At 62.1% G+C, this 21,682-nt stretch carries 14 protein-coding genes; 5 read left to right on the top strand and 9 right to left on the bottom strand.

Annotation, left to right across the window (positions count from 1 at the left end; all coding sequences use genetic code 11):
• The first annotated feature begins 78 nt into the window (after nt 1-78).
• Nucleotides 79-1,608: a sodium/proline symporter PutP gene (gene putP / locus K6T12_RS03080; protein ID WP_222219363.1), complete on the top strand. Its 1,530-nt coding sequence runs from the start codon at nt 79-81 to the stop codon at nt 1,606-1,608.
• 311 nt (nt 1,609-1,919) lie between these two features.
• Here the strand turns inward: putP and K6T12_RS03085 are convergent, their stop codons facing one another.
• Together K6T12_RS03085 and K6T12_RS03090 are read right to left on the bottom strand one after the other, a co-directional pair.
• Nucleotides 1,920-2,555, bottom strand: a complete 636-nt coding sequence (locus K6T12_RS03085) for a LysE family translocator (protein ID WP_222219365.1) — start codon at nt 2,553-2,555, stop codon at nt 1,920-1,922.
• An 82-nt stretch (nt 2,556-2,637) separates the two neighbouring features.
• Entirely contained in the window at nt 2,638-3,570 is a 933-nt protein-coding gene (locus K6T12_RS03090) for a LysR family transcriptional regulator (protein WP_222219367.1), read from the bottom strand.
• Between the two features lie 335 nt (nt 3,571-3,905).
• Between K6T12_RS03090 and K6T12_RS03095 the strand changes: the two genes are divergently transcribed.
• The 4 genes from K6T12_RS03095 to K6T12_RS03110 all read left to right on the top strand — a co-directional run bounded on the left by K6T12_RS03095 (nt 3,906) and on the right by K6T12_RS03110 (nt 9,403).
• Nucleotides 3,906-4,913 (top strand): TAXI family TRAP transporter solute-binding subunit, encoded by a 1,008-nt coding sequence (locus K6T12_RS03095; RefSeq protein WP_222219369.1) that lies wholly within the window; start codon nt 3,906-3,908, stop codon nt 4,911-4,913.
• 201 nt (nt 4,914-5,114) lie between these two features.
• On the top strand, nt 5,115-7,190 hold the full coding sequence (locus K6T12_RS03100) for a TRAP transporter permease (protein ID WP_222219372.1): 2,076 nt from the start codon (nt 5,115-5,117) through the stop codon (nt 7,188-7,190).
• Nucleotides 7,191-7,206: 16 nt separating this feature from the next.
• Nucleotides 7,207-8,454, top strand: coding sequence for an NAD(P)/FAD-dependent oxidoreductase (locus K6T12_RS03105; protein WP_222219374.1), 1,248 nt, complete (start codon nt 7,207-7,209; stop codon nt 8,452-8,454).
• 190 nt (nt 8,455-8,644) lie between these two features.
• The gene (locus K6T12_RS03110; RefSeq protein WP_222219376.1) at nt 8,645-9,403 is read left to right on the top strand and encodes a sulfite exporter TauE/SafE family protein; all 759 of its coding nucleotides are present in this window, start codon (nt 8,645-8,647) and stop codon (nt 9,401-9,403) included.
• A 113-nt stretch (nt 9,404-9,516) separates the two neighbouring features.
• On the opposite strand, the gene K6T12_RS03115 is transcribed toward K6T12_RS03110, so the two are convergent.
• The 7 genes from K6T12_RS03115 to K6T12_RS03145 form a co-directional block, all read right to left on the bottom strand.
• Nucleotides 9,517-9,708: a (2Fe-2S)-binding protein gene (locus K6T12_RS03115; protein ID WP_222219378.1), complete on the bottom strand. Its 192-nt coding sequence runs from the start codon at nt 9,706-9,708 to the stop codon at nt 9,517-9,519.
• A 301-nt stretch (nt 9,709-10,009) separates the two neighbouring features.
• Nucleotides 10,010-11,431 (bottom strand): FAD-dependent oxidoreductase, encoded by a 1,422-nt coding sequence (locus tag K6T12_RS03120; RefSeq protein WP_222219380.1) that lies wholly within the window; start codon nt 11,429-11,431, stop codon nt 10,010-10,012.
• A 72-nt stretch (nt 11,432-11,503) separates the two neighbouring features.
• Nucleotides 11,504-15,961, bottom strand: coding sequence for a glutamate synthase large subunit (gene gltB / locus K6T12_RS03125; protein WP_222219382.1), 4,458 nt, complete (start codon nt 15,959-15,961; stop codon nt 11,504-11,506).
• A 188-nt stretch (nt 15,962-16,149) separates the two neighbouring features.
• Nucleotides 16,150-17,913, bottom strand: coding sequence for an SPOR domain-containing protein (locus K6T12_RS03130; RefSeq protein ID WP_222219384.1), 1,764 nt, complete (start codon nt 17,911-17,913; stop codon nt 16,150-16,152).
• A 35-nt stretch (nt 17,914-17,948) separates the two neighbouring features.
• Nucleotides 17,949-19,040: a 3-dehydroquinate synthase gene (aroB, locus tag K6T12_RS03135; protein WP_222219487.1), complete on the bottom strand. Its 1,092-nt coding sequence runs from the start codon at nt 19,038-19,040 to the stop codon at nt 17,949-17,951.
• 25 nt (nt 19,041-19,065) lie between these two features.
• The gene (gene aroK, locus K6T12_RS03140) at nt 19,066-19,563 is read right to left on the bottom strand and encodes a shikimate kinase AroK (RefSeq protein WP_255611513.1); all 498 of its coding nucleotides are present in this window, start codon (nt 19,561-19,563) and stop codon (nt 19,066-19,068) included.
• 39 nt (nt 19,564-19,602) lie between these two features.
• The gene (locus tag K6T12_RS03145) at nt 19,603-21,672 is read right to left on the bottom strand and encodes a type IV pilus secretin PilQ (RefSeq protein WP_222219388.1); all 2,070 of its coding nucleotides are present in this window, start codon (nt 21,670-21,672) and stop codon (nt 19,603-19,605) included.
• Nucleotides 21,673-21,682: the final 10 nt, after the last annotated feature.

Genomic DNA, 21,682 nt, shown 5'->3' on the forward strand with positions numbered 1-21,682 from the left:
TCCCGAGACCAGCAGCCAGCTCCTCTCGCGGGCAATGACTGGTCACATAAACGATAAGAAACGAGAGGTTTACCCCGAATGATTGAAAACAGTGGCGCCATTATCGGCACCTTTCTCGTTTACCTGGCAGTAATGCTGGGTATCGGTATCTATGCGTACAAACGTACCTCCAGCTCTGCGGATTACTTCCTGGGTGGCCGCTCGCTGGGCCCCTGGCCGGCAGCGCTGTCGGCCGGTGCATCCGACATGAGCGGCTGGCTGCTGCTCGGCCTGCCGGGCTACGCCTTTGCGTCCGGCATGGAGTCCCTGTGGCTGGCCGGCGGCCTGCTGGCCGGCACCTGGCTCAACTGGCTGATGGTTGCCAAGCGCCTGCGTACCTACTCGGTAACGGCCAACAACTCGCTGACCCTGCCGGAGTACTTCGCCAACCGGTTCGAAGACAACTCCAAGGCGCTACAGGTGATCTCGGCATTCTTCATCCTGCTGTTCTTCCTGTTCTACACCAGCTCCGGCCTGGTAGCCGGCGGTAAGCTGTTCGAAACCGTATTCGGTCTGGACTACACCGTGGCGCTGGTAGTCGGCACCATCTGCGTCGTCTCCTACACCCTGTTCGGCGGCTTCCTGGCAGTCTCCTGGACCGACCTGGTGCAGGGCCTGCTGATGGCCGCGGCACTGGTCACCGTACCGTTGATCGCGATGCAGACCATCGGTGGCAGCGGCGAGATGTTCAACGCCCTGGCAACCAAGAACCCGGAACTGCTGACCGTCTGGAACGACGTCAAGGGCGAACCGCTGTCCGCCATCGCCATCATCTCGCTGATGGCCTGGGGCCTGGGCTACTTCGGCCAGCCGCACATCCTGGCTCGCTTCAAGGGTATCCGCTCCAACGCCGACGTGCCGACCGCCCGTCGCATCGCGGTTATCTGGAGCGCCATCTCGATGGCCGGCGCGATCCTGATCGGCCTGGTCGGTATCCCGTACGTGGACACCCAGATGGCTGGTAGCCTGGGCGACGGCGAGAAGATCTTCATGGTATTGGTCAACGCCATCTTCAACCCGGTGGTTGCCGGTATCCTGCTGGCAGCGATCCTGGCGGCGATCATGTCCACCGCCGACTCCCAGCTACTGGTCTCCTCGTCGGCACTGGCGGAAGACTTCTACAAGCAGATCATCCGTAAGAACGCCTCCCAGAAAGAGGTGGTGATGGTCGGCCGCTTCGCGGTCATCGGCCTGTCGTTGATCGCCATGCTGCTGGCACTCAACCCGGACAGCACCGTACTGGGCCTGGTGTCCTACGCCTGGGCCGGCTTCGGCGCCGCCTTCGGTCCGGCCCTGATACTGAGCCTGTACTGGAAGCGGATGAACCGCTTCGGCGCGCTGGCCGGCATCATCGTCGGTGGTATCACCGTGGTGGTATGGAAGCAGATCTCCGGCGGCATCTTCGATGTCTACGAGATCGTACCGGGCATCATCTTCGCCAGCATCGCAATCGTCGTGGTCAGCCTGCTGAGCGGCGAACCGGAAGCATCGGTGCAGGCCGGCTTCGACGACTACCAGCGTCAGCTGGACGGCGAGCCGGAAGTCACCGTCGCACCGAGCAAAGCTTAACCCTCGGTAAACCGCGGGCACCGTACCAGGGTGTCCGCCGGTTCAACACAACGGCCGCCCCGGTGATCCCGGCGCGGCCGTTTTTTTATGTTTTTTATGTAGTAATGGGTGAACAGTTTTGAGTTAACATCGGCTCGACTGACACCAATCCAACACCTCGGTCGCTAGTGATGAGCATCGCTAATCAGTGAGAGTCATACCCTGCGTGATCCGGCAATCATCCGCAACGCTCCGCGCTACCTGTAGGGATTCACCGGGCTGCGGAGGGTCCGCCGATCGAGCGACCACTGTCCTGGCCGGAATTAGAAAAACTAGTCGGTTACCGCCAAGCGCAGGCCCATCAGAATCATCACCGAGCCGGTCAGGCCGCCGAATGTGCGGTTGACCCGCGGCCGCTGCAGCAGCTCTTTGGCCCGGTTGACCATCAACGCCAGGCCACACTGCCAGAGCATGGCGATCAGGAAGTGAATCGCCGCCAGGGTGATCGACTGCCAGAACGCCGAGCCGGCCGGGTCGATAAACTGCGGCAGGAACGCCATATAGAAGATCGCGGTCTTGGGATTCAGCACGTTGGACAGAAAGCCCTCGCGCAGCGAGCGTGACATATCGAAACCACCACTCGCCGGTGGCAAGCCTTCGTTCAGCAGCGTCTGCTTGCCGCGCAACACCGCCCGCCAGCTGTTGAGCCCCAGCCAGATCAGGTAGCCGGCGCCGATCAGCTTCAGCGCGCTGAATGCCCAGGCGGTCTGCATCAGGATCACCGAGATCCCCACCGCCGACACCGTGGCATGGATAAACAGCCCCGAACAGATGCCGAAACTGGTTACCGCACCATCCCGCCAACCACCGCGGGCACTGTTGCGGATAGTCAGCAGGGTGTCGACGCCCGGCGTAATAGTCAGCAAGGTAATGGCGACCAGGTAGGTCAGCAGCAGTTCGAGTTCCATGGCGGGCCTGTAAGCGAAGGTTGGATCGCTCGATTTTACGACGATCCGGGCCGGTTACAACTGTCGCGCCTTCGACTGCGGATCAGACAGTGTCGTTAACCAGTGCCAGCGGATCGGCTTGCAGCGCCAGCATCTCCTCGCGCAACCGCTCAGCAAACGCCTCGGCCATCTGCGACCTGACCGTGCCCTTGGCGAACAGGATACCGCATTTCATGGTGATATCCGGTTCAAATGGACGGAACAGCAACCGCCCCGCCGGCGCGTAGGCCCGGTAGCTGCTGACCGACATCGGGTCGACCACGCAGACCCCCAGACCGCGCTCGACAAAACGCAATGCCGGCAGGAAGAAGCGGGTCTGCAAGCGCACGTTCATCCGGCTGTTGGCGGCGGCAAACGCCTTCTGCAGATCGTGGTAGGTCATATGGTCGCTATGCAGGGTGATCTGCGGTTCGTTGTCCAACATCTGCGGCCGGATCACCGGCTCGTCGGCCAGCGAATGGTCGACCGGCAGCGCACAGAGACAGCTGAATGCGAACACCTCGGCGTCCACCTGCCGGCTGGCCGAACCGATCACCTCGGCCAAGCCGATATCGTACTGGTAGGAGGCCACCCGTTCGGCGACGGCCGCCGAGGCGCGGGTCTGCATCGACACCCGCACCCGCGGCCGTTCGCGCAGGAAATCGGACAGGATATCCGGCACGAAGCAGAACGACGGCCCCGGCATGCAGCCGATCCGCAGGAAACCATACTGCTTGTTGGCAATATCCTTGACGGTCTCGGAGACATCGTGGATCCGGTTGAAGATCTGCTCCACTTCCTTGTACAGGTAGCTGGCTTCCGGCGTCGGGTAGAGCCGCCTCTTGCGCCGCTCGAACAGCTGGAAACCAACATCCGCCTCCAGCTCCTTGATCAACATACTGACCGCCGGCTGGCTCTTGAACAGCTGCTGCGATGCCTGGGAGACCGAACCGGTCATCATCACCGCCCGAAACGCCTCCATCTGCCGTAAGTTCATCGCCAACCTCCAAACATAAGAAAACCTGAACAACTGTTAAGTAAATAATATTTTTATTTATATCTTGCCGAACAAATAATGGCCACATCAAGGCTCTTGTACTGATCCGGCCATCTGTTGCCGGCAGAACAAAAACAACAATGAAGATCCTCGATGGTTGCATACCCCCGCCAACGGACCCGGCAGCGGATGTTCCAACATGCCGGATTTTTCATTTGACCCTGGCGCTCATTGCCACCGGTCCAGCCTGATCGATTCGCCTGGTTGCTCCATCGAACAGCCGGACGGACACAACCAAAGCACTTGCACCAATAAAAACAATTAGGAGCATCGCTATGCGCATTAAAAACATGATCGCCGGCACCCTGCTGGCCGCCGCCACCACCGTTTCCGGCTTCGCCTCCGCCGCCGACATGCAGTTCTTCCGCATTGGCAGCGGCAGCGCCGGCGGTTCCTACTTCCCGATCGCCGGCCTGATCGCCAATGCGATCAGCAACCCGCCGGGTTCACGACCCTGTGACCAGGGTGGCAGCTGCGGCGTACCGGGCCTGGTCGCCATCGCCCAGTCTTCCAACGCCTCGGTGGCCAACATGACCGGCGTACAGTCCGGCCAGATGGAATCCGGCCTGGCGATCGCCGGCATCGTCCACACCGCCTTCAACGGCGAAGGCAAGTTCGAAGGCAAGCCGAAGTACGACAAATTGCGGGTGATCGCCAACCTGTTCCCGGAAGAGATGCACCTGGTGCTGCCCGAGGGCGCCAAGCTGAACTCGCTGAAAGACCTGAAAGGCAAGCGGGTCGGTATTGCCCAGGCCGGCTCCGGCACCCAGGTGGCGGTACTGCGCCTGCTGAAGGAGTTCGGTATCGACCGCTCGAACATCGACGAAGCCGAACTGAACAACACCCAGAGTGCCGAACACCTGGCCGACGGCCAGCTGGACGCCTACTTCTACGTGGCCGGCACCCCGGTGGCGGCGATCGTTCAACTGGATGCCACCAAAGGGATGGAACTGTACTCATTCAGCGATGAAGAGATCGCCACCATCCGCAAGGCACTGCCCTACTACTACGCCGAAACCATTCCGGCCGGCACCTATGAAGGGGTCGATTACGACGTCAACACCCTGGCCGGCGGCGCCCAGTGGGTGACCAGCAGCGACGTGTCCGAGGAGTTGGCCTACAACATCACCAAGGCGCTGTGGAACGACAACACCAAGAAGCTGTTCAGCAACGGCCACCCGAAGGCCAGCATGATCCAGCTGGACACCGCACTCAGCGGCATCACCATCCCGCTGCACCCCGGTGCCGAGCGCTTCTACCGTGAAGCCGGCGCACTGAAGTAAGAATGACCGCTCTGCGCGGCAGCGCCGCGCAGAGCCCAACGGCCCTATTCGCCGCTGCCACGCGGCGATCATCGCGCCGCCGAGCGGACGGCTCGGCGATGACCGGCCCGGCCATCCAGCTTCCTGTTTTATCCGTTTGACGGGGTGGACCACATCCACACCCCATGCACGCTGTCCGCCTGATATCGAACGAGGTTTGTTATGGAACAGATCACCCAAGACGAGCTGCAGCATCTGGAGGAGAAATACGACTCCGAGCTGCAGACCCGCAAGCTGCCCCAGAAGCTTGAATTCGGCTGCGGCCTATTCCTGGTTCTGTTCTCGCTGTATCACTACATCACCGCCGGTTTCGGCATCCCGACCGACTACTGGCATATGGGCATCCACCTGGCCGGTGTGCTGTCGATGATCTTCATCTACTACGCCGGCGTCAAAGCCTGGCAGCGCACCGACAGCCGTGGCTTCGCCCGGATTCCGTTGTACGACTATCTGCTGGCGGCGCTCAGCATGGCCGCCTCGCTCTATATCGGCGTCACCTGGATGGGGTTGGATATCAGCCTGTTCGGCATCGAGATTCAGCTGGCGGAGCAGGCGCTGCGCCAGGGCAATCCGGCCACCCTCGATATCGTCTTCGGCAGCCTGTTGATCGTACTGGTGCTGGAAGCGACCCGCCGTACGCTGGGACCAGTGCTGCCGCTGATCATTCTGCTGTTTGCCGGTTATGCGCTGTTCGGTCAGTACATCCCCATGGATATCCTGCGCCACCCCGGCGTCAGCTGGTCACAATTCATCAACAACATCTACTTCCCGCAGGAAGGGATCTTCGGCGTCACCCTGTGGGTGGTCTCCACCGTGGTGTTCCATTTCGTACTGTTCGGCGTCATCGCCCAGCGCATGGGGCTGGGCCAGTTCTTCATCGATATCGCCACGGTCATCGCCGGCAAATATGCCGGCGGGCCGGCCAAGGTATCCGTGGTGTCGTCAGCATTCTTCGGCACCATCTCCGGCTCCGCCGTGGCCAACACGGTCTCCACCGGTTCACTGACCATCCCGAACATGAAACGGCTCGGCTATCCGGGCCACTTCGCCGGGGGCGTCGAGGCCGCCTCCTCCGCCGGCGGTCAGATCACCCCGCCGATCATGGGCGCGGCCGCCTTCATCATGGCGGAAAACCTGCAGATGCCGTACGGCAGCATCGTACTGGCGGCGGCGACGCCGGCGATCATGCACTATATCGGCGTACTGACCATCGTCCACTTCCAGGCCAAGAAGCTGGGCCTGGTCGGCTGTTCCCGCGAAGAGATACCGCGCATCGGCCAGGTAATGCGCGACGGCTGGATGACCGTGCTGCCGCTGGTGGTACTGATCTGCGTGCTGTTCAGCGGCTTCACCCCTTATATGGCAGCCTTTTCAGGCATCAGCGCCTGTCTGCTGGTTGGCCTGTTGAACCCGAAAAACCGGATCAGCCTGCATGACGTCTACGAGGCGTTCAAAACCGGTGCCAAGTATGCACTGGCGGTCGGCGCGGCCTGTTCGGCGGTCGGCATCGTGGTCGGCGTGATCACCACCACCGGGGTGGCGTTCCGGCTCGGCTTCCTGGTCACGTCCGGCGCCCAGAACCTCGGCGAACTGGCGGTCGCCGCCACCGCCTGGCTACCGTTCGAGCTGTTCGCGCTGGATCAGGCCACGCTGTTCATCTCGCTGATGCTGATCGCCCTGTCCTGCATCCTGATGGGCGCCGGCCTGCCGACCGCGGCGCTCTATATCATGCTTAGCGCGGTAGCCCAGCCGGCGCTGGCCAACCTCGGCGTACCGGCGCTGGCCTCGCACCTGTTCGTGCTCTATTACGGGGTCCTGTCGGAGATCACGCCGCCCGTCTGCACGTCGGCCTATGCCGCCGGCGGTATCGCCAATGCCAACCCGTTCCGCACCGGTATCAGCGCTTTCCAATTGGGTAACGCCAAGATCATGATGCCGTTCGTGTTCGTCTACTCGCCGGCGATGCTGATCGTGCTGGACGACTACTTCACCTGGTACGAATACCTGCTGACCACCCTCTCCTGCGGCCTCGGCATCGTGGTGTTCGGTATCGCCATCAGCGGTTACTTCCTGCGCACCCTGCCGGTGCTGTTCCGGGCGATGACGGTCGGCGCGGCGATGATGCTGGTCACCCCGGGGCTGGACAGCGACCTGTATGGCCTGGTGCTGCTGGTGCCGGTGGTCGCACAACAGTTGCTGATGCGGCGGCGCGACAGCGCCGTCGGCCAGCCGGCCTGACCGAGGAGCGTGACAGATGAACACTGACAGACTTGAAGTCGCCATCATCGGTGCCGGCGTGGTCGGCCTCAGCTGCGCGCTGTTCCTGCAGCGCGCCGGCTGCCGGGTCACCCTGATCGACCAGAACGAACCGGGCCTGGGCACCTCGTTCGGCAACGCCGGCCTGTTCGCCGACTATGCACGGCTGCCGTTCGCCAGTTGGCCGCTGCTATGCAAGATGCCGAAGATGCTGCTCGACAAACAGAGCCCACTGTCGATCAAGGCGCACTACCTGCCCAACCTGCTGCCCTACGGCTGGCACTTCATGAAGGCCACGCTGCCGGGCAACTACCGACGCGGCCGCGCGGCACTGACCGCCCTCAACCAAGCGGCCCCGGCCGCCGACCAGCTGTTGATCGATGCCAGCGGTGCCAACGAGCTGATCGTACAGCAGGGCATTCTCGGCCTGTTCAGCAGCGAGCAGGGCTACCACAAGGCGCGCGACGGCGAACTGCAGGAGCGCCGCCAGCAGGGGGTGATCATGGAGTTCCTGGGCCGCGAACAGGTCCAGCAGCTGGAACCGGCATTGCACGGCTTTCATGTCGGCGGTGTTCACTATACCAACTCGCGCCATACGCTCTGCCCACTGAGCCTGAGCCGGCGCTATTTCGAGCATTTCATCGCCGGCGGCGGCCGCTTCGTGCGCGACCGGGTACAGTACCTGCAGCCACTTGAGCAGGGTGTTCGGCTGCAAACCACCCTGCAGCAGATGCAGGTGGACCGGTTGGTGATCGCCGCCGGCGCCGCCTCGAAATCGCTGCTGCAACAGCTCGGTCTGTCGATCCCGCTGGTCAGCGAACGTGGTTATCACGTCACCCTGGCCGATGACCGCCAGCGGCTCAGCCGGCCGGTCGGCTGGCTGGACAAGGGGATCTTCCTGACGCCGATGCACGATGGCATCCGTATTGCCGGCACCGCCGAGTTTGCCGACCCAATGGCGGCGCCGGACCCGGCTCGTACCGATGCGATGCAAAGCCATGCCGAGCAGATGCTCGGCGAGCGGCTGCCGGTTAAATCCTCCTGGGTCGGCAGCCGCCCGTCGACGCCGGATTCGCTACCGGTGATCGGTCAACTGACCAGCCATCCGACAGTCACCCTGGCGTTCGGCCACGGTCACTTGGGGCTGACCCTCGCTGCCATCACCGGCCAGCTGGTCAGCGAGCTGATCCGGCAACAGCCGCCCAGCCTGGACCTGTCTCCGTTCCGACCGGAGCGGTTCGGCTAAACCTTCTCAAAAGCCTCCTTAGACGCTTGCTTCCAACAGAAGACGAGACCTTGCCCCATCTACCCGGCGGGGCTTTTTTTTGTTTTTAACATCCGGCTACCCGCTTCATGGCGAGCGCTGCCATTGGTCCAATTCAGTGACGTACCATGCCTCCCTATAATGCGGTTATTACCCAACCTGGAGACCCGCAATGGAATTGCTGCCCGCCTCGATCGATCTGCTGGATGCCCTGCTGCTGATCCTGACCGCCGGTTTCACCTCGCTGATCACCGCTGCAATGGGGATCGGCGGCGGCGTGCTGCTGCTGGCGGTAATGGCCACGCTGGTGCCGGCGGCGGCGCTGATCCCGGTGCACGGCCTGGTACAGCTCGGCTCCAATGCCAATCGCGCGTTGATGACCCGGCGCCATACCGACTGGACAATGGTGAAGTGGTTCCTGGTCGGCGCGGTCGCCGGTGCGCTGCTGGCCTCGCTGATCGTGGTGCAGCTGCCGCTGAGCTGGATCCAATTCAGCGTGGCAGGCTTTATTCTCTACCTGGTGTGGGGACCGAAACCGGGCAAGCATGCACTGGGCCGTAACGGTCAGGTAATCGCCGGCGGGCTGACCACCCTGGTATCGATGTTTGTCGGCGCCACCGGGCCGCTGGTGGCCGGTTTCGTGCACCGGCACGGCATGGACAAGTTCGCCACCACCGCCACCTTCGCCAGCTGCATGAGTCTGCAGCACCTGTTGAAGATGCTGGTGTTCTCGGTGGTGGGCTTTGCGTTTTTGGATTGGCTGGTGCTGATCGCGGCAATGATCGCTGCCGGGGTGGTCGGCACCTGGCTGGGATTGAAGCTGTTGAACCAGATTCCAGCGCAGTTGTTCAGCACGCTGTTCCGTTGGATCGTCACGCTGCTGGCGCTACGACTGCTCTGGCAGGCGGCGCAGGCAACCGGTTTCGTTTAAAGCTTCAGATTCGGCGAGCCAAGGGCGCGGTAACGGTGGGGTAGCGAGTCAACAGCGGCACTCGGCTTGGCGTAATACCGCTGGCTATTCCGGAAAATCTAACCAAAAGAAAATTACCGCAGGCCGCAGCAGCCGTCATCGTTCTGTTGATGGGCTCGCAGCACCTGTTTGGCGGCGCAGGCACATTTGCCACACTGGCTGGCCACTTCCAGCTCGCGGTTCAGATCACGCATGGTGCGGGCGCCCTGATCGACGGCTTCACGGATCTGGCGGTCGGTAACGTCGTTGCAGATACAGATGTACATATCAGGCTCCGGTAACAAACTGGAATTGATAATACTTATCATTAGTCTCTGCGACAACTATCAGTTATTGAATAATTTTCATACAGTGGGGGCCGTTGATCTAGCTCAATCCACAGAGCAGAGTTCTGTCGGGTATTGCTGTCTGAGCTGGCGTTTCTATAGCCACTGGGCGGCCGCAGAATCAACATCTCGCGCCAGCCTGTCGAGTCACTGCCTGTGTCCTGAAATTAAAAAAGCCGCTCAATGAGCGGCTTTTCGGTTGTTTCATTTTTTCAGGCTGATCAGTTAACGAAATTAACGATCAGACCTCCAGGTAGTCCAGGATACCCTCGGCGGCCTTGCGGCCCTCGGCGATGGCGGTAACGACCAGGTCGGAACCGCGCACCATGTCACCACCGGCGAACACTTTCGGGTTACTGGTCTGGAACGGGAACTCGGACTGCTCCGGCGCCTTGACCCGACCGTCGTCGTGCAGGTCGATAGCGAAGTCGGCGAACCAGGGCGCCGGGCTCGGCCGGAAACCGAACGCCACCAGCACCACATCGGCTTCCAGCACCTGTTCGGAGCCCGCAACCACCTCGGCGCGGCGACGACCGTTCTCGTCCGGCTCACCCATGCGGGTGGTAACCAGCTTGACGCCGGTTACCTTGCCGTCGTCGCCGACCACTTCCACCGGCTGGCGGTTGAACATGAACTTGACGCCCTCTTCGCGGGCGTTTTCCACCTCGCGTTTGGAGCCCGGCATGTTGGCTTCGTCACGACGGTAGGCACAGGTCACCTGCTTGGCGCCCTGACGGATAGAGGTACGGTTACAGTCCATCGCGGTATCACCGCCGCCCAGCACCACCACCCGCTTGCCGTTCATGTCGATGAACTCGCTCGGGTCCTTTTCGAAGCCCAGGCAGTGGTTGACGTTGGAGATCAGGAACGGCAGTGCATCGAAGACGCCGTCCAGGTCCTCGCCCGGGAAACCCCCTTTCATATAGGTGTAGGTACCCATGCCGAGGAACACCGCGTCATATTCGTCGATCAGCTGCTGCATGCTGACGTCCTTGCCCACTTCGGTGTTCAGACGGAACTCGACGCCCATCTCGGTGAACACCTCGCGGCGGCGGGACATCACGTCCTTCTCCAGCTTGAACTCCGGGATACCGAAGGTCAGCAGACCGCCGATCTCCGGGTTACGGTCGAACACCACCGGTTTGACGCCGTTGCGCACCAGGATATCCGCCGCCCCAAGGCCGGCCGGACCGGCCCCGATGATCGCCACCTTCTTGTCGGTCTGGGTGACGTTGGACATATCCGGCTTCCAGCCCATCGCAAAGGCGGTGTCGGTGATGTATTTCTCCACCGAGCCGATGGTCACGGCGCCGAAGCCGTCGTTCAGCGTACAGGCGCCTTCGCAGAGGCGATCCTGCGGGCAGACCCGGCCGCAGACCTCCGGCAGCGAGTTGGTCTGGTGGCTCAACTCGACGGCCTGCATGATGTTGCCTTCCGACACCAGCTTCAACCAGTTCGGGATATGGTTGTGCACCGGGCACTTCCAGGAGCAATACGGGTTGCCGCAGGACAGACAGCGGTGCGACTGCTCCGACGCCTGCTCCGGCTGGAACGGCTCGTAGATCTCCGCAAACTGCTGCTTACGCTCCTTGGCGTCCTTCTTGGCCGGCCCCTGCCGGGTTACATCGATAAACTGAAAATCATTGTTCAGACGGTTAGCCATTTTCTCACCTCGTCTGTCGCGCCCGCCGTAGCGGGCGCGCCGTTATTCGTTCACCTGCTGTGTCAGCAGTGCTTATTCGCTCTGGCTGCGCATGTTGTCGAGCAGCGCGTTCAGGCTGGCGGCCTTCGGCTTGACCAGCCAGAAGCGGCCGATGTAGTCATCGAGGTTATCGATGAGCTCCTGGCCCCAGGCGCTGCCGGTTTCCTTGGTGAACTCAATAATTACGGAACGCAGGTGGTTCTTATAGATTTCCATCTGCTCGGTATGGATACGGTGGATCTCCACCAGCTCGTGGTTGTACTTGTCCACGAAGCTGTTATCCAGGTCCAGTACGTAGGCGAAACCGCCGGTCATGCCGGCACCGAAGTTGTAGCCGGTCGGACCGAGCACGGTGACCAGGCCGCCGGTCATATATTCACAGCAGTGATCGCCGGCACCTTCCACGACGGCGTGCACGCCGGAGTTACGTACCGCGAAACGCTCGCCGGCGCGGCCAGCTGCAAACAGTTTGCCGCCGGTGGCACCGTACAGGCAGGTGTTGCCCAGGATCGAGGTTTCGTTGGACTTGAAGTTGACCTCCTTGAACGGGTAGAGCACCACCTTACCGCCGGCCATGCCCTTGCCGACATAGTCGTTGGCATCACCTTCCAGGTACAGGTTCTGGCCGCCGGCGTTCCAGACGCCGAACGACTGACCCGCGTGCCCCTTGAAGCGGAAGGTGATCGGCTGGTCCGCCATCCCCTGGTTGCCATGCACCTTGGCGATTGCACCGGAGGTGCGCGCACCGACGGAGCGGTCGCAGTTGGTGATGGTCAGCTCGAACTCGGCACCGACCTTGTCGTTGATCGCCGCCTGGGCCAGCTCCAGCATCTTGGTGTTCAGGGTACCCTTGTCGTACGGCTCGTTGCGCTCCACCTGGCAAGTGTGCGGCAACTCGGCCGGCACGCCGCCATCGGAGATGATCGGCCGCAGGTCCAGGTTCTTCTGACGCGGGGTGTCGCCGTCCAGAATCTCCAGCAGGTCGACCCGGCCGACCAGCTCGTCCATGGTGCGGATACCCAGCTGGGCCATCCACTGACGGGTCTCTTCGGCGACGAAACGGAAGAAGTTCTTGACCATCTCCACGGTGCCGCGGAAGTACTGGTCACGCAGCCCTTCGTGCTGGGTCGCCACACCGGTGGCGCAGTTATTCAGGTGGCAGATACGCAGGTACTTACAGCCCAGCGCCACCATCGGCATGGTACCGAAGCCGAAGCTCTCCGCGCCGAGGATAGCGGCTTTCACCACATCCAGGCCGGTTTTCAGGCCACCATCGGTCTGCAGACGCACGGAACCGCGCAGGTGGTTGCCACGCAGCGACTGGTGAGCGTCGGACAGGCCCAGCTCCCACGGCGAGCCGGCATAGTGGATCGAGGTCAGCGGCGACGCGGCGGTACCGCCGTCGTAACCGGAGATGGTGATCAGGTCGGCATAGGCCTTGGCCACGCCACAGGCGATGGTGCCGACACCCGGCCGGGAAACCAGCTTCACCGATACCAGCCCTTCCGGGTTGACCTGCTTGAGGTCGAAGATCAGCTGCGCCAGGTCCTCGATCGAGTAGATATCGTGGTGCGGCGGCGGCGAGATCAGGGTCACGCCCGGTACCGAGTAGCGCAGCCGGGCGATCAGTTCGTTGACCTTACCGCCCGGTAGCTGACCACCTTCACCCGGCTTGGCGCCCTGGGCAACCTTGATCTGCATGACTTCGGCATTGACCAGGTATTCCGGCGTCACACCGAAGCGACCGGAAGCCACCTGTTTGATCTTGGAGCGCTTCATGGTGCCGTGGCGGGCCGGATCTTCACCGCCCTCACCGGAGTTGGAGCGACCGCCCAGTTCGTTCATCGCCATCGCCAGCGCTTCGTGCGCCTCCGGTGACAACGCGCCCAGCGACATCGCCGCCGAGTCGAACCGTTTCAGGATATCGGACGCCGGCTCCACCTGGTCCAGCGGAATCGACTGTACGTCCTTGCGCAGGCCCAGCAGGTCGCGCAGGGTGGCGAAGCCACGTTTGTTGACCAGGTCGGCGTAACGCTGGTAAGCCTCCGGATTGCCGCTCTGCACCGCCTCATGGATGGTGCGTACTACATCCGGGTTGTAAGCGTGGTATTCGCCGTCGTGCATGTACTTCAGCAGACCACCCTGCTGGATCGGCTTGCGCGGAATCCAGGCTTCCTTGGCCAGCAGGTTCTGCTCGTGTTCGAAGTCCTCGAAACGGGCGCCTTCGATACGGCTGGTGACGCCGTTGAAGCAGAGCTCGACCACCTCGGAGGAGAGGCCGATCGCTTCGAACAGCTGGGCACCGCGGTAGGAGGCGATGGCGGAGATCCCCATCTTGGAGAGGATCTTCAACAGCCCCTTGTTGATGCCCTTGCGGTAGTTCTCATGGCTGTCCAGCGGCTGCATGGTCAGCTCGCCGGAGGCGCAGAGGTCGTTCAATACACGGTAGGCCAGGTACGGGTAAACCGCGGTGGCGCCGAAGCCGAACAGCACCGCGAAGTGGTGCGGGTCGCGGACGGTACCGGTCTCCACCACGATATTGGCGTCGCAGCGCAGCCCCTGGTTGACCAGCCGCTGGTGCACCGCACCGGTTGCCATCGCCGCGTGCACCGGCAGCTTGCCGCGCACGATGTTGGCGTCGGACAATACGATGATCACCTTGCCGTCACGGGCCTGCTGTTCGGCCTGGTCGGCGATGCTGGTGATCGCTTCCTGCAGCGACATCAGTTGCGGATCGTAATTGAGATCGATCACCGCCACTTCGAAGCCGGGCTCGTTGTTGTTGCGCAAGCGGGAGAACTTGGAGGCGGACAGCACCGGCGTGGTCAGCACCACCCGGCGGGCATGTTCCGGCGTCTCCTCAAAGACGTTGCGCTCGGAGCCGATGCAGGTTTCCAACGACATCACGATCGACTCGCGTAGCGGGTCGATCGGCGGGTTGGTCACCTGGGCGAACTGCTGACGGAAATAGTCGTAGACCGAACGGATCCGGTGCGACAGCACCGCCATCGGCTTGTCGTCGCCCATCGAGCCGACCGCTTCCATACCGGATTCGCCCAGCGGGCGCAGGATCTGGTCGCGCTCTTCGAAGGTGACCTGGAACATCTTCATGTGGGTCTTCACTTCCTCGGCCGTCATCGGCGGGAAAGATTGAGCCTCCTCCATGAAGTTCATGGTCTGTTCCAGGCGCAGGGTGTTCTCTTTCAGCCACTTTTTGTATGGCTGCGCCTTTTTCAGTCGGTCATCGACGTCGGCCGTGTGCAGCACGTCGCCGGTCTCGGTGTCGATCGCCAGGATCTGGCCCGGACCGACCCGGCCCTGAGCGACGATATCGTCCGGCTTATAATCGAATACGCCGATCTCGGACGCGGTGCAGATCAGGCCGTCCTTGGTCATTACCCAGCGGGACGGACGCAGACCGTTACGGTCCAGCATGCAGACCGCATAGCGACCGTCGGTCATCACCATCCCGGCCGGGCCATCCCAGGGCTCCATGTGCATGGAGTTGTATTCGTAGAAGGCGCGCAGTTCAGCGTCCATGGTTTCGACGTTCTGCCAGGCGGGCGGCACGATCATCCGCACCGCACGGTAGATATCCATGCCGCCGACCAGCAGGAACTCCAGCATGTTGTCCATCGACGATGAGTCGGAACCGCTGGTGTTGACGATCGGCTGCAACTCATCGAGGTTCGGCAGCGCCTCGGTGGCGAACTTGCCCGCCCGCGCCTTGGCCCAGCTGCGGTTGCCCTCAATGGTGTTGATCTCGCCGTTGTGCGCCAGGAAGCGGAACGGCTGCGCCAGCGGCCAGCGCGGCGCGGTGTTGGTGGAGAACCGCTGGTGGTAGGTGCAGACTGCGGTTTCCAGACGCGGGTCGGCCAGGTCCTTGAAGAACACCGGCAGGTCGACCGGCATGGTCAGACCCTTGTAGGAGATCACCTTGTCGGACAGGCTACAGATGTAGAAGTCCTCATCATCGCTCAGGGCGATCTCCGCTTTACGACGTGCAACGAACAGGCTGATCGCCAGTTCGCGGGCATTTTTACCCTTCGCCTCGATAAACACCTGCGCGATCTGCGGCAGGGTATCCTTGGCGATCGGCCCCAGGCAACTTTCATCGGTCGGCACTACCCGCCAACCCACCGGCTGCAGCCCTTGTGCTGTCAGCTCGGCATCCAGGGTGTCGCGCGCAGTCTGGGCTTTGGCCGGCTCCTGGGAGAGAAACACCATCCCCACGGCATACTGCTCAGCCAGCTCCACGCCGAGTGATTCCTTAACCACTGCGCGCAGGAAGCCATCCGGCTTCTGCATCAGCAAGCCACAGCCGTCACCGGTCTTACCGTCGGCTGCGATACCACCACGGTGAGTCATGCATGCCAGTGCCTCGATCGCTTTCTCCAGCAGGCCGTGGCTGGCCTGGCCCTGCATATGTGCCATAAGGCCAAAGCCACAGTTATCCTTAAACTCGCCTGGGCGATACAGACCTGTACTCATAAGCCAATCTCACTCAAATAATCTTTATAATCAATATGTTATAGCCCTTCTTATGGCTCCGCTGTTACCTGCGGGCAAAAAGGGAGAATTACTATACACGTCAACCCCAGCCGGGACAAATATTAGCCAGCAGCGAGACAGGCGAACTGCCAGGAACGTGCCGCCTTCTGTCACTAACAGGCTGATATTTATTGGGTTTTCTTGCGGATATCGGACTGAACACCGGCCACTGAACGGACCCAGGGTTTCAGTTGGCGCAGCGCTTTCGGCAGCTTATTGAGCGCCGCATTGGCGGCGTCGCGGGAGGGATAGTGGCCGTAAACCACCACGTGCCAAGGCTTGCCTTTGTAGATGGTGGAGAAGTAGTGGAATTCCGAGCGGTCGGCCTGATCAGCCAGGAAATCACGGGCACTTTTCTCGGCCCGCGCGCCCAACATCTGCAAGGTATAGCTGCGGCTCGGCCAGCTCAGCAGCTCACGCTCGCTGGCGCTCAGCTTGAGATCAGCCGTTGCGGACGGCTCAGATTTAGCCGCCGGCACAGCCGGCTTGGCTGCAGCCACCACCGGTTTGTCTGGCGTTTCGTAGCTGGCAGCTGCCGGCTTGGAGCCCGGCGCGACCTCTGCCGAGGCTGCCGCGGTTTCGGCAACAGGCGCTACCGCCTTATTCGGCGCAGCTGGCTTAGCGGTCGCCGGTTCAACCGCCGCGGCTGCGGGGGTTGTCGGCTCGACTTGCCGAACGATCACGGCTTCCGGCTCGCTCGGTGCGGACGATTCAGGCTGACGCGTCGCTTTCTGGCGCTCCTCATAGGCACGCAACCGCTGCTCCAGCTCGCGACGGGCACTGCTCTGATAAGGGTCGGCCGCTGGCCGCTCACCGCCGACACCGGCTTCCTCATCCATCCCCTCATCCAGCGCCAGATTCAGCGGCAACGACACCCGCTCAGCGCTGTCGGCCAGGGCCGGTTCGCCGGTCCCGTCCGATTCGGGAAAGAACTGCCAGGCGGCCAGGCCGGTGATACCGAACAGCACCAGCGCGATCAGCGTCATCTGCAGCGGTGGCAGCGGGAAGGCGCGTGTCGGGCGGCGCTCCGTCGAACGGCGATCCGGGGTGTGGTGCGCTTTTGCACTCTCCACGGTGGGAGTCGTTTCGACAGTCTGACGGGCCTCTGCCGCCGTCGGCGGAATTGCTGCAGTCGGTAGCTCAACCGGCTCCGGCTTGCGGCCACTGGCCAGCTTACCGGTGCGGATCAGGATATTGGCCAACCGGTCCAGCTCACCGGGCAGACCGGCCGCCTCCCGGATCAGCTTCTGCTGCAACTTGACCGGCTGCTGCAGGAGCTGCGGCAGCTTCTGTTTCAGATATTGGTGCGATTCTTCATTGCTCAACGGCAGCAACTGCAGCCGATGTATCCGACCGGACAGGCTGGCGGCCAGATCGCTGCTGTCGAGCATCCGCCCGAGACCGGCATCACCGGCCAGCAGCAGTTGCGGTGGCTGGCCCTCCCCCTGGCTGGCGGCGATGAAGTTCAGCAACAGATCCAGCGCGCCGGCGGTCAGCTGATGCGCCTCGTCGATCATCACCAGCCAGCGCTGACCAGCATTGCGCAATGCCTCGCCATGGCTATGGATCGCCTGCAACCGGCTGCGATCGTCTTCCACCACCCGGCTGTGCTCCGGCAGCGTGGCCACCAACTGGCTCAACAGCTCGCTCAGGTCGGTCGGTGTATTCAGGGTCAACTCGGTGACGGCGAAGGTGTTATCACCGGCGGACGGTCGCAGCTGGCGCAGCAGGGTGGACTTGCCGCTGCCCAGCGGGCCCTCCAGCACCAGCATGAAATCGGAGAAGCGGGTCAGGTGGATCAGCTTCTCCACCCACTGCACGCGCGAAGCGGGTTCGATGTACAGGCCATCGCCGCTCTGTGCAGAAAGTCCGAGGTGACCGCTTCGCTTCATACGCCAGGCTCAGGTTGGATTCGCAGGATGACAGATCAGAGCTGACCCAGCTGGGGGCCGGCACTGAGGGTCTGGTCCAGCAGCGACGGATCGAACTGATCGGTCACCAGCGCCTGGCCGAGCTGCTTCAGCAGCACCAGCCGCAGCTGGCCATCGAGCACCTTCTTGTCGACCGCCATCAGCGATTTGAACTCATCGGCGGTCATCTCCGCCGGCGGCAGCAGCGGTAGTTTGGCCGCGCTGAGGATGTTCCTGACCCGCGCCAGATCGTCAGCATCCAGCCAGCCCAACCGGGCCGACAGGTCGGCCGCCATCAGGGTGCCGGCGGCCACCGCTTCACCGTGCAGCCAGTTGCCGTAGCCCTGGCTGGCTTCGATCGCGTGGCCGAAGGTGTGGCCCAGGTTCAGTAATGCGCGGATACCGGCTTCCTTCTCGTCCTGGGCAACAACCTCCGCCTTGATGGCGCAGGAGCGGTGGATCGCCTGGGCCAGCAGCGAGGCATCGCGGCCGTTGAGCTGCGCCATGTGCTGTTCGAGCCAGCCGAGGAACTCGGCGTCGTAGATCAGGCCGTACTTGATCACCTCGGCCATGCCGGCCGCCAGTTCACGGTCCGGCAGCGTGGCCAGCACATCGGTATCGATCAACACCGCCTGCGGCTGGTGGAAGGCACCGATCATGTTCTTGCCGAGCGGGTGGTTGACCCCGGTCTTGCCGCCGACCGAGGAGTCGACCTGCGACAGCAGGGTGGTCGGCACCTGGATAAAATTGACCCCACGCTGATAGCTGGCCGCGGCAAAGCCGGTCATATCGCCGACCACCCCGCCACCCAAGGCGATCAGCGTGGTGGTACGGTTATGGCGCTTGGCCAGCAGTTGGTCGAAGATCCGATTGACGTGTTCCAGATCCTTGTACTGCTCACCGTCCGGCAGGATCACCCGGTCCACCTGATAGCCATCGCCAAGCGAGGCGATCAAAGCATCCAGGTAGAGCGGCGCCACCGTCTCATTGCTGACGATCATCACCTGACGGCCGCGGATATAGGGCTTCAGCAGCTGCTGCGACAGCAGGCCGCCACCGATAAAAATAGGGTAACTACGCTCGCCCAGATCCACGTTCAGCGTTTGCATCATTCAGGTTCTCTTAGCTCTCGGCTCAGGGTTTGATCACGTTATTGCGCGCCAGCTGGCGAACGATGGTGGACACCACCCCGCGGGGGTGGCGCTTATCAGTGCGGATCAGCAGATCGCAAACCGCCTGGTAGAGCGGGTCACGCTCGGCCATCAGTTTCTCCAGTACCGCACGGGGATTGTCGTTCTGCAGCAGCGGCCGGTTCTTGTCGCGGGAGGTGCGGTCGAGCTGCTGCTCGACCGAGGTCTGCAGATAGACCACGAAACCACCGGCGGCCAGCGCCTGGCGGTTAGCCTCACGCAGCACCGCGCCACCACCGGTGGCCATCACCTGGTTGTCTCGCGTCGCCAGTTCAGCGATCACCGCCTGCTCGCGATTACGGAAACCCTCTTCCCCTTCGACATCGAAGATCCAGGGAATATTGGCTCCGGCCCGTTCCTCGATCTCGCGGTCGGAATCGATGAAGGAGAGTTTCAGTTCCTGCGCCAACAGGCGGCCGATGGTGGTCTTACCCGCACCCATCGGCCCCACCAGGAAGATATTCAAATGAGGCAACCCCGATCAGTTTAAAGTCAGGGAGCCCCGTATCAACTTCGGTGTGATGAAGATCAGGAGCTCCGTTTTGTCGGTGCTATTTTCGGTATTCCTGAACAGATTGCCAAGTACCGGCAGGTCACCCAACAGCGGTGTCTTGTTCACATTGGCGTTGACTTCGTTCTTGAACACCCCGCCCAACACGATAGTTTGGCCGTCTGGCACCACCACCGAGGTCTCCAGTTCGTTGTTATCGATACTGATATCACCGTTCGGCAACACCTCGCCAAGAGAGTCCTGCTTGATCTTCAGTTCCATCGCGATCCGGTCACCCGGGTTGATCCGCGGCGTCACATCCAGCGACAGCACCACATCCTTGAACTCGATACTGACCTCGCCGTCCTCGACGGTCTGGAACGGAATCTCGCGGCCGGATTCGATCTTGGCCGCCTTGCCGTTGGTGGTGACGATCTTCGGCTGCGAGATGATCTCCGCCTTGCCGTCGGTCTGCAGCGCGGACAACTCCAGCTGCAGCAACGAACTGGAGCCGGGCCGGAAACCGATCGCCACCGAGGTCGGATTGGTCACCGTGGCCCCCAGGTCGACGAACAGGTCATCCGGAATGCTGGAATCGGCCACCGATCCCAATCCGCCGATGGTGCTGCCCAGCTTGAAGCCGGAGTTATCCACATCCTGGTAGCCGAAGCCCCACCGGATGCCCAGATCCTTGGTCACGGTCGAACGGGCCGTTACCAGCCGGGCTTCGATCAGCACCTGCTCCACCTCGACGTCGAAGCGGCGCAGGGTCTTGCGGATCTCCTCCAACCCCTTGTCGGTTTCGCGCACCATCAACACGTTGGTTTCGTCGTCGGCCATCACGAAGCCCCGTTCGCTGACCAGGCTCGCCTCCTTCAGGCGCTCCATCATATCCGAGGCCTTGCGGTAATCCACCTGGATGAACTCGGTGCGCAGCGGCGCCAGCTCCTCAACCTGCTTGCTGCTCTCCAGCTCAAGCTTCTCGCGCTCGGCGATCTCCTCGGCCGGCGCCACCAGCAGTACATTGCCCATCACCCGTTTGTCCAGGGCATGGGTCTTCAACACGATATCCAGCGCCTGGTCCCAGGGTACGTGTTTCAACCGCAGGGTAATGTTGCCCTCCACGGCATCGCTGACCACCAGGTTCAGATCAGCCACCTCGGCGATGATCTGCAACACCGCTCGCAGGTTGACGTTCTGGAAATCCAGGTCGATCGGATCGCCGCTATAGGGGAACCGGTCCTTCTCCAGCTCCTCTTTCTCGCGTAGGCTGACCGGCTTGAAATCCAGCACCAGTTGGGTGCCGGTCTGATAGGCCATGTATTCGTAGGGTTCCGGGCCCGGCTTAACCAGTACCGATGCGTTGGGGCCGCTGCTCATCGAGTCGATGAACATCACCGGGGTGGCAAAATCCTGTACGTCGACCCGTTGCTCCAGGGCCCGTGACAGCTCTGCACCGAGCAGGTTGACCAGTACATTGTTGCCCTCCTCGATAATATCGACCCCGGCCCGGTCGTCGGACAGGGTGATCACCACCCGTCCCGCATTGCCGGTGCGCTCGAAATCGATCCCCTTGATCTGGGTACGCTCCGGCAAACCGGCTGCTGCGGTAGTCGCCTTGGCCGGCATCGCCTTGGCCTGGGCACGCTGCTGCAGCTCCGGCGCCATCTCCAGATAGAGACTGTTGCCTTCGCTGTACAGACGGTGCTCGATCAGCTCATACAGGTTGGCCACCACCCGTAGCCGGCCTTCAGTCTGGGCAAAGTTCAGGGTATCCAGCTGGCCGGTTTTGATATCCAGCTTCTTGCGGCCCAGTTCATTGCTGACACCCCAGAAATCCAGTACCAGACGAGGCGGCTGGTTGATGCCGTAGCTCTTCGGCAGCGGCGGCGGGGCGTCGAAGTCGAACTTGACCTCAAGTTTATTGTTGGGCAACGAGATGAAGGTGACATCTTTCAACATCACTTGCTGGGCGCTGGCCAGCCCGGCCAGCAGCATCAGGACAACGCCGGTAAGCAACGCCCTGAGCCAGTCGAATTTTCGCAACGTGCTGATCATCATGGTGTTGTTC

The organism is Marinobacterium arenosum, from assembly GCF_019795155.1.
GTDB classification, from domain to species: Bacteria; Pseudomonadota; Gammaproteobacteria; order Pseudomonadales; family Balneatricaceae; genus Marinobacterium_C; species Marinobacterium_C arenosum.

Excerpts from the sequence above, each read along its gene's own strand:
- putP (WP_222219363.1), top strand. The coding sequence starts at position 79 with ATGATTGAAAACAGTGGCGCCATTATCGGCACCTTTCTCGTTTACCTG.
- K6T12_RS03085 (WP_222219365.1), bottom strand. The coding sequence starts at position 2,555 with ATGGAACTCGAACTGCTGCTGACCTACCTGGTCGCCATTACCTTGCTG.
- K6T12_RS03090 (WP_222219367.1), bottom strand. The coding sequence starts at position 3,570 with ATGAACTTACGGCAGATGGAGGCGTTTCGGGCGGTGATGATGACCGGT.
- K6T12_RS03095 (WP_222219369.1), top strand. The coding sequence starts at position 3,906 with ATGCGCATTAAAAACATGATCGCCGGCACCCTGCTGGCCGCCGCCACC.
- K6T12_RS03100 (WP_222219372.1), top strand. The coding sequence starts at position 5,115 with ATGGAACAGATCACCCAAGACGAGCTGCAGCATCTGGAGGAGAAATAC.
- K6T12_RS03105 (WP_222219374.1), top strand. The coding sequence starts at position 7,207 with ATGAACACTGACAGACTTGAAGTCGCCATCATCGGTGCCGGCGTGGTC.
- K6T12_RS03110 (WP_222219376.1), top strand. The coding sequence starts at position 8,645 with ATGGAATTGCTGCCCGCCTCGATCGATCTGCTGGATGCCCTGCTGCTG.
- K6T12_RS03115 (WP_222219378.1), bottom strand. The coding sequence starts at position 9,708 with ATGTACATCTGTATCTGCAACGACGTTACCGACCGCCAGATCCGTGAA.
- K6T12_RS03120 (WP_222219380.1), bottom strand. The coding sequence starts at position 11,431 with ATGGCTAACCGTCTGAACAATGATTTTCAGTTTATCGATGTAACCCGG.
- gltB (WP_222219382.1), bottom strand. The coding sequence starts at position 15,961 with ATGAGTACAGGTCTGTATCGCCCAGGCGAGTTTAAGGATAACTGTGGC.
- K6T12_RS03130 (WP_222219384.1), bottom strand. The coding sequence starts at position 17,913 with ATGAAGCGAAGCGGTCACCTCGGACTTTCTGCACAGAGCGGCGATGGC.
- aroB (WP_222219487.1), bottom strand. The coding sequence starts at position 19,040 with ATGCAAACGCTGAACGTGGATCTGGGCGAGCGTAGTTACCCTATTTTT.
- aroK (WP_255611513.1), bottom strand. The coding sequence starts at position 19,563 with ATGGGTGCGGGTAAGACCACCATCGGCCGCCTGTTGGCGCAGGAACTG.
- K6T12_RS03145 (WP_222219388.1), bottom strand. The coding sequence starts at position 21,672 with ATGATGATCAGCACGTTGCGAAAATTCGACTGGCTCAGGGCGTTGCTT.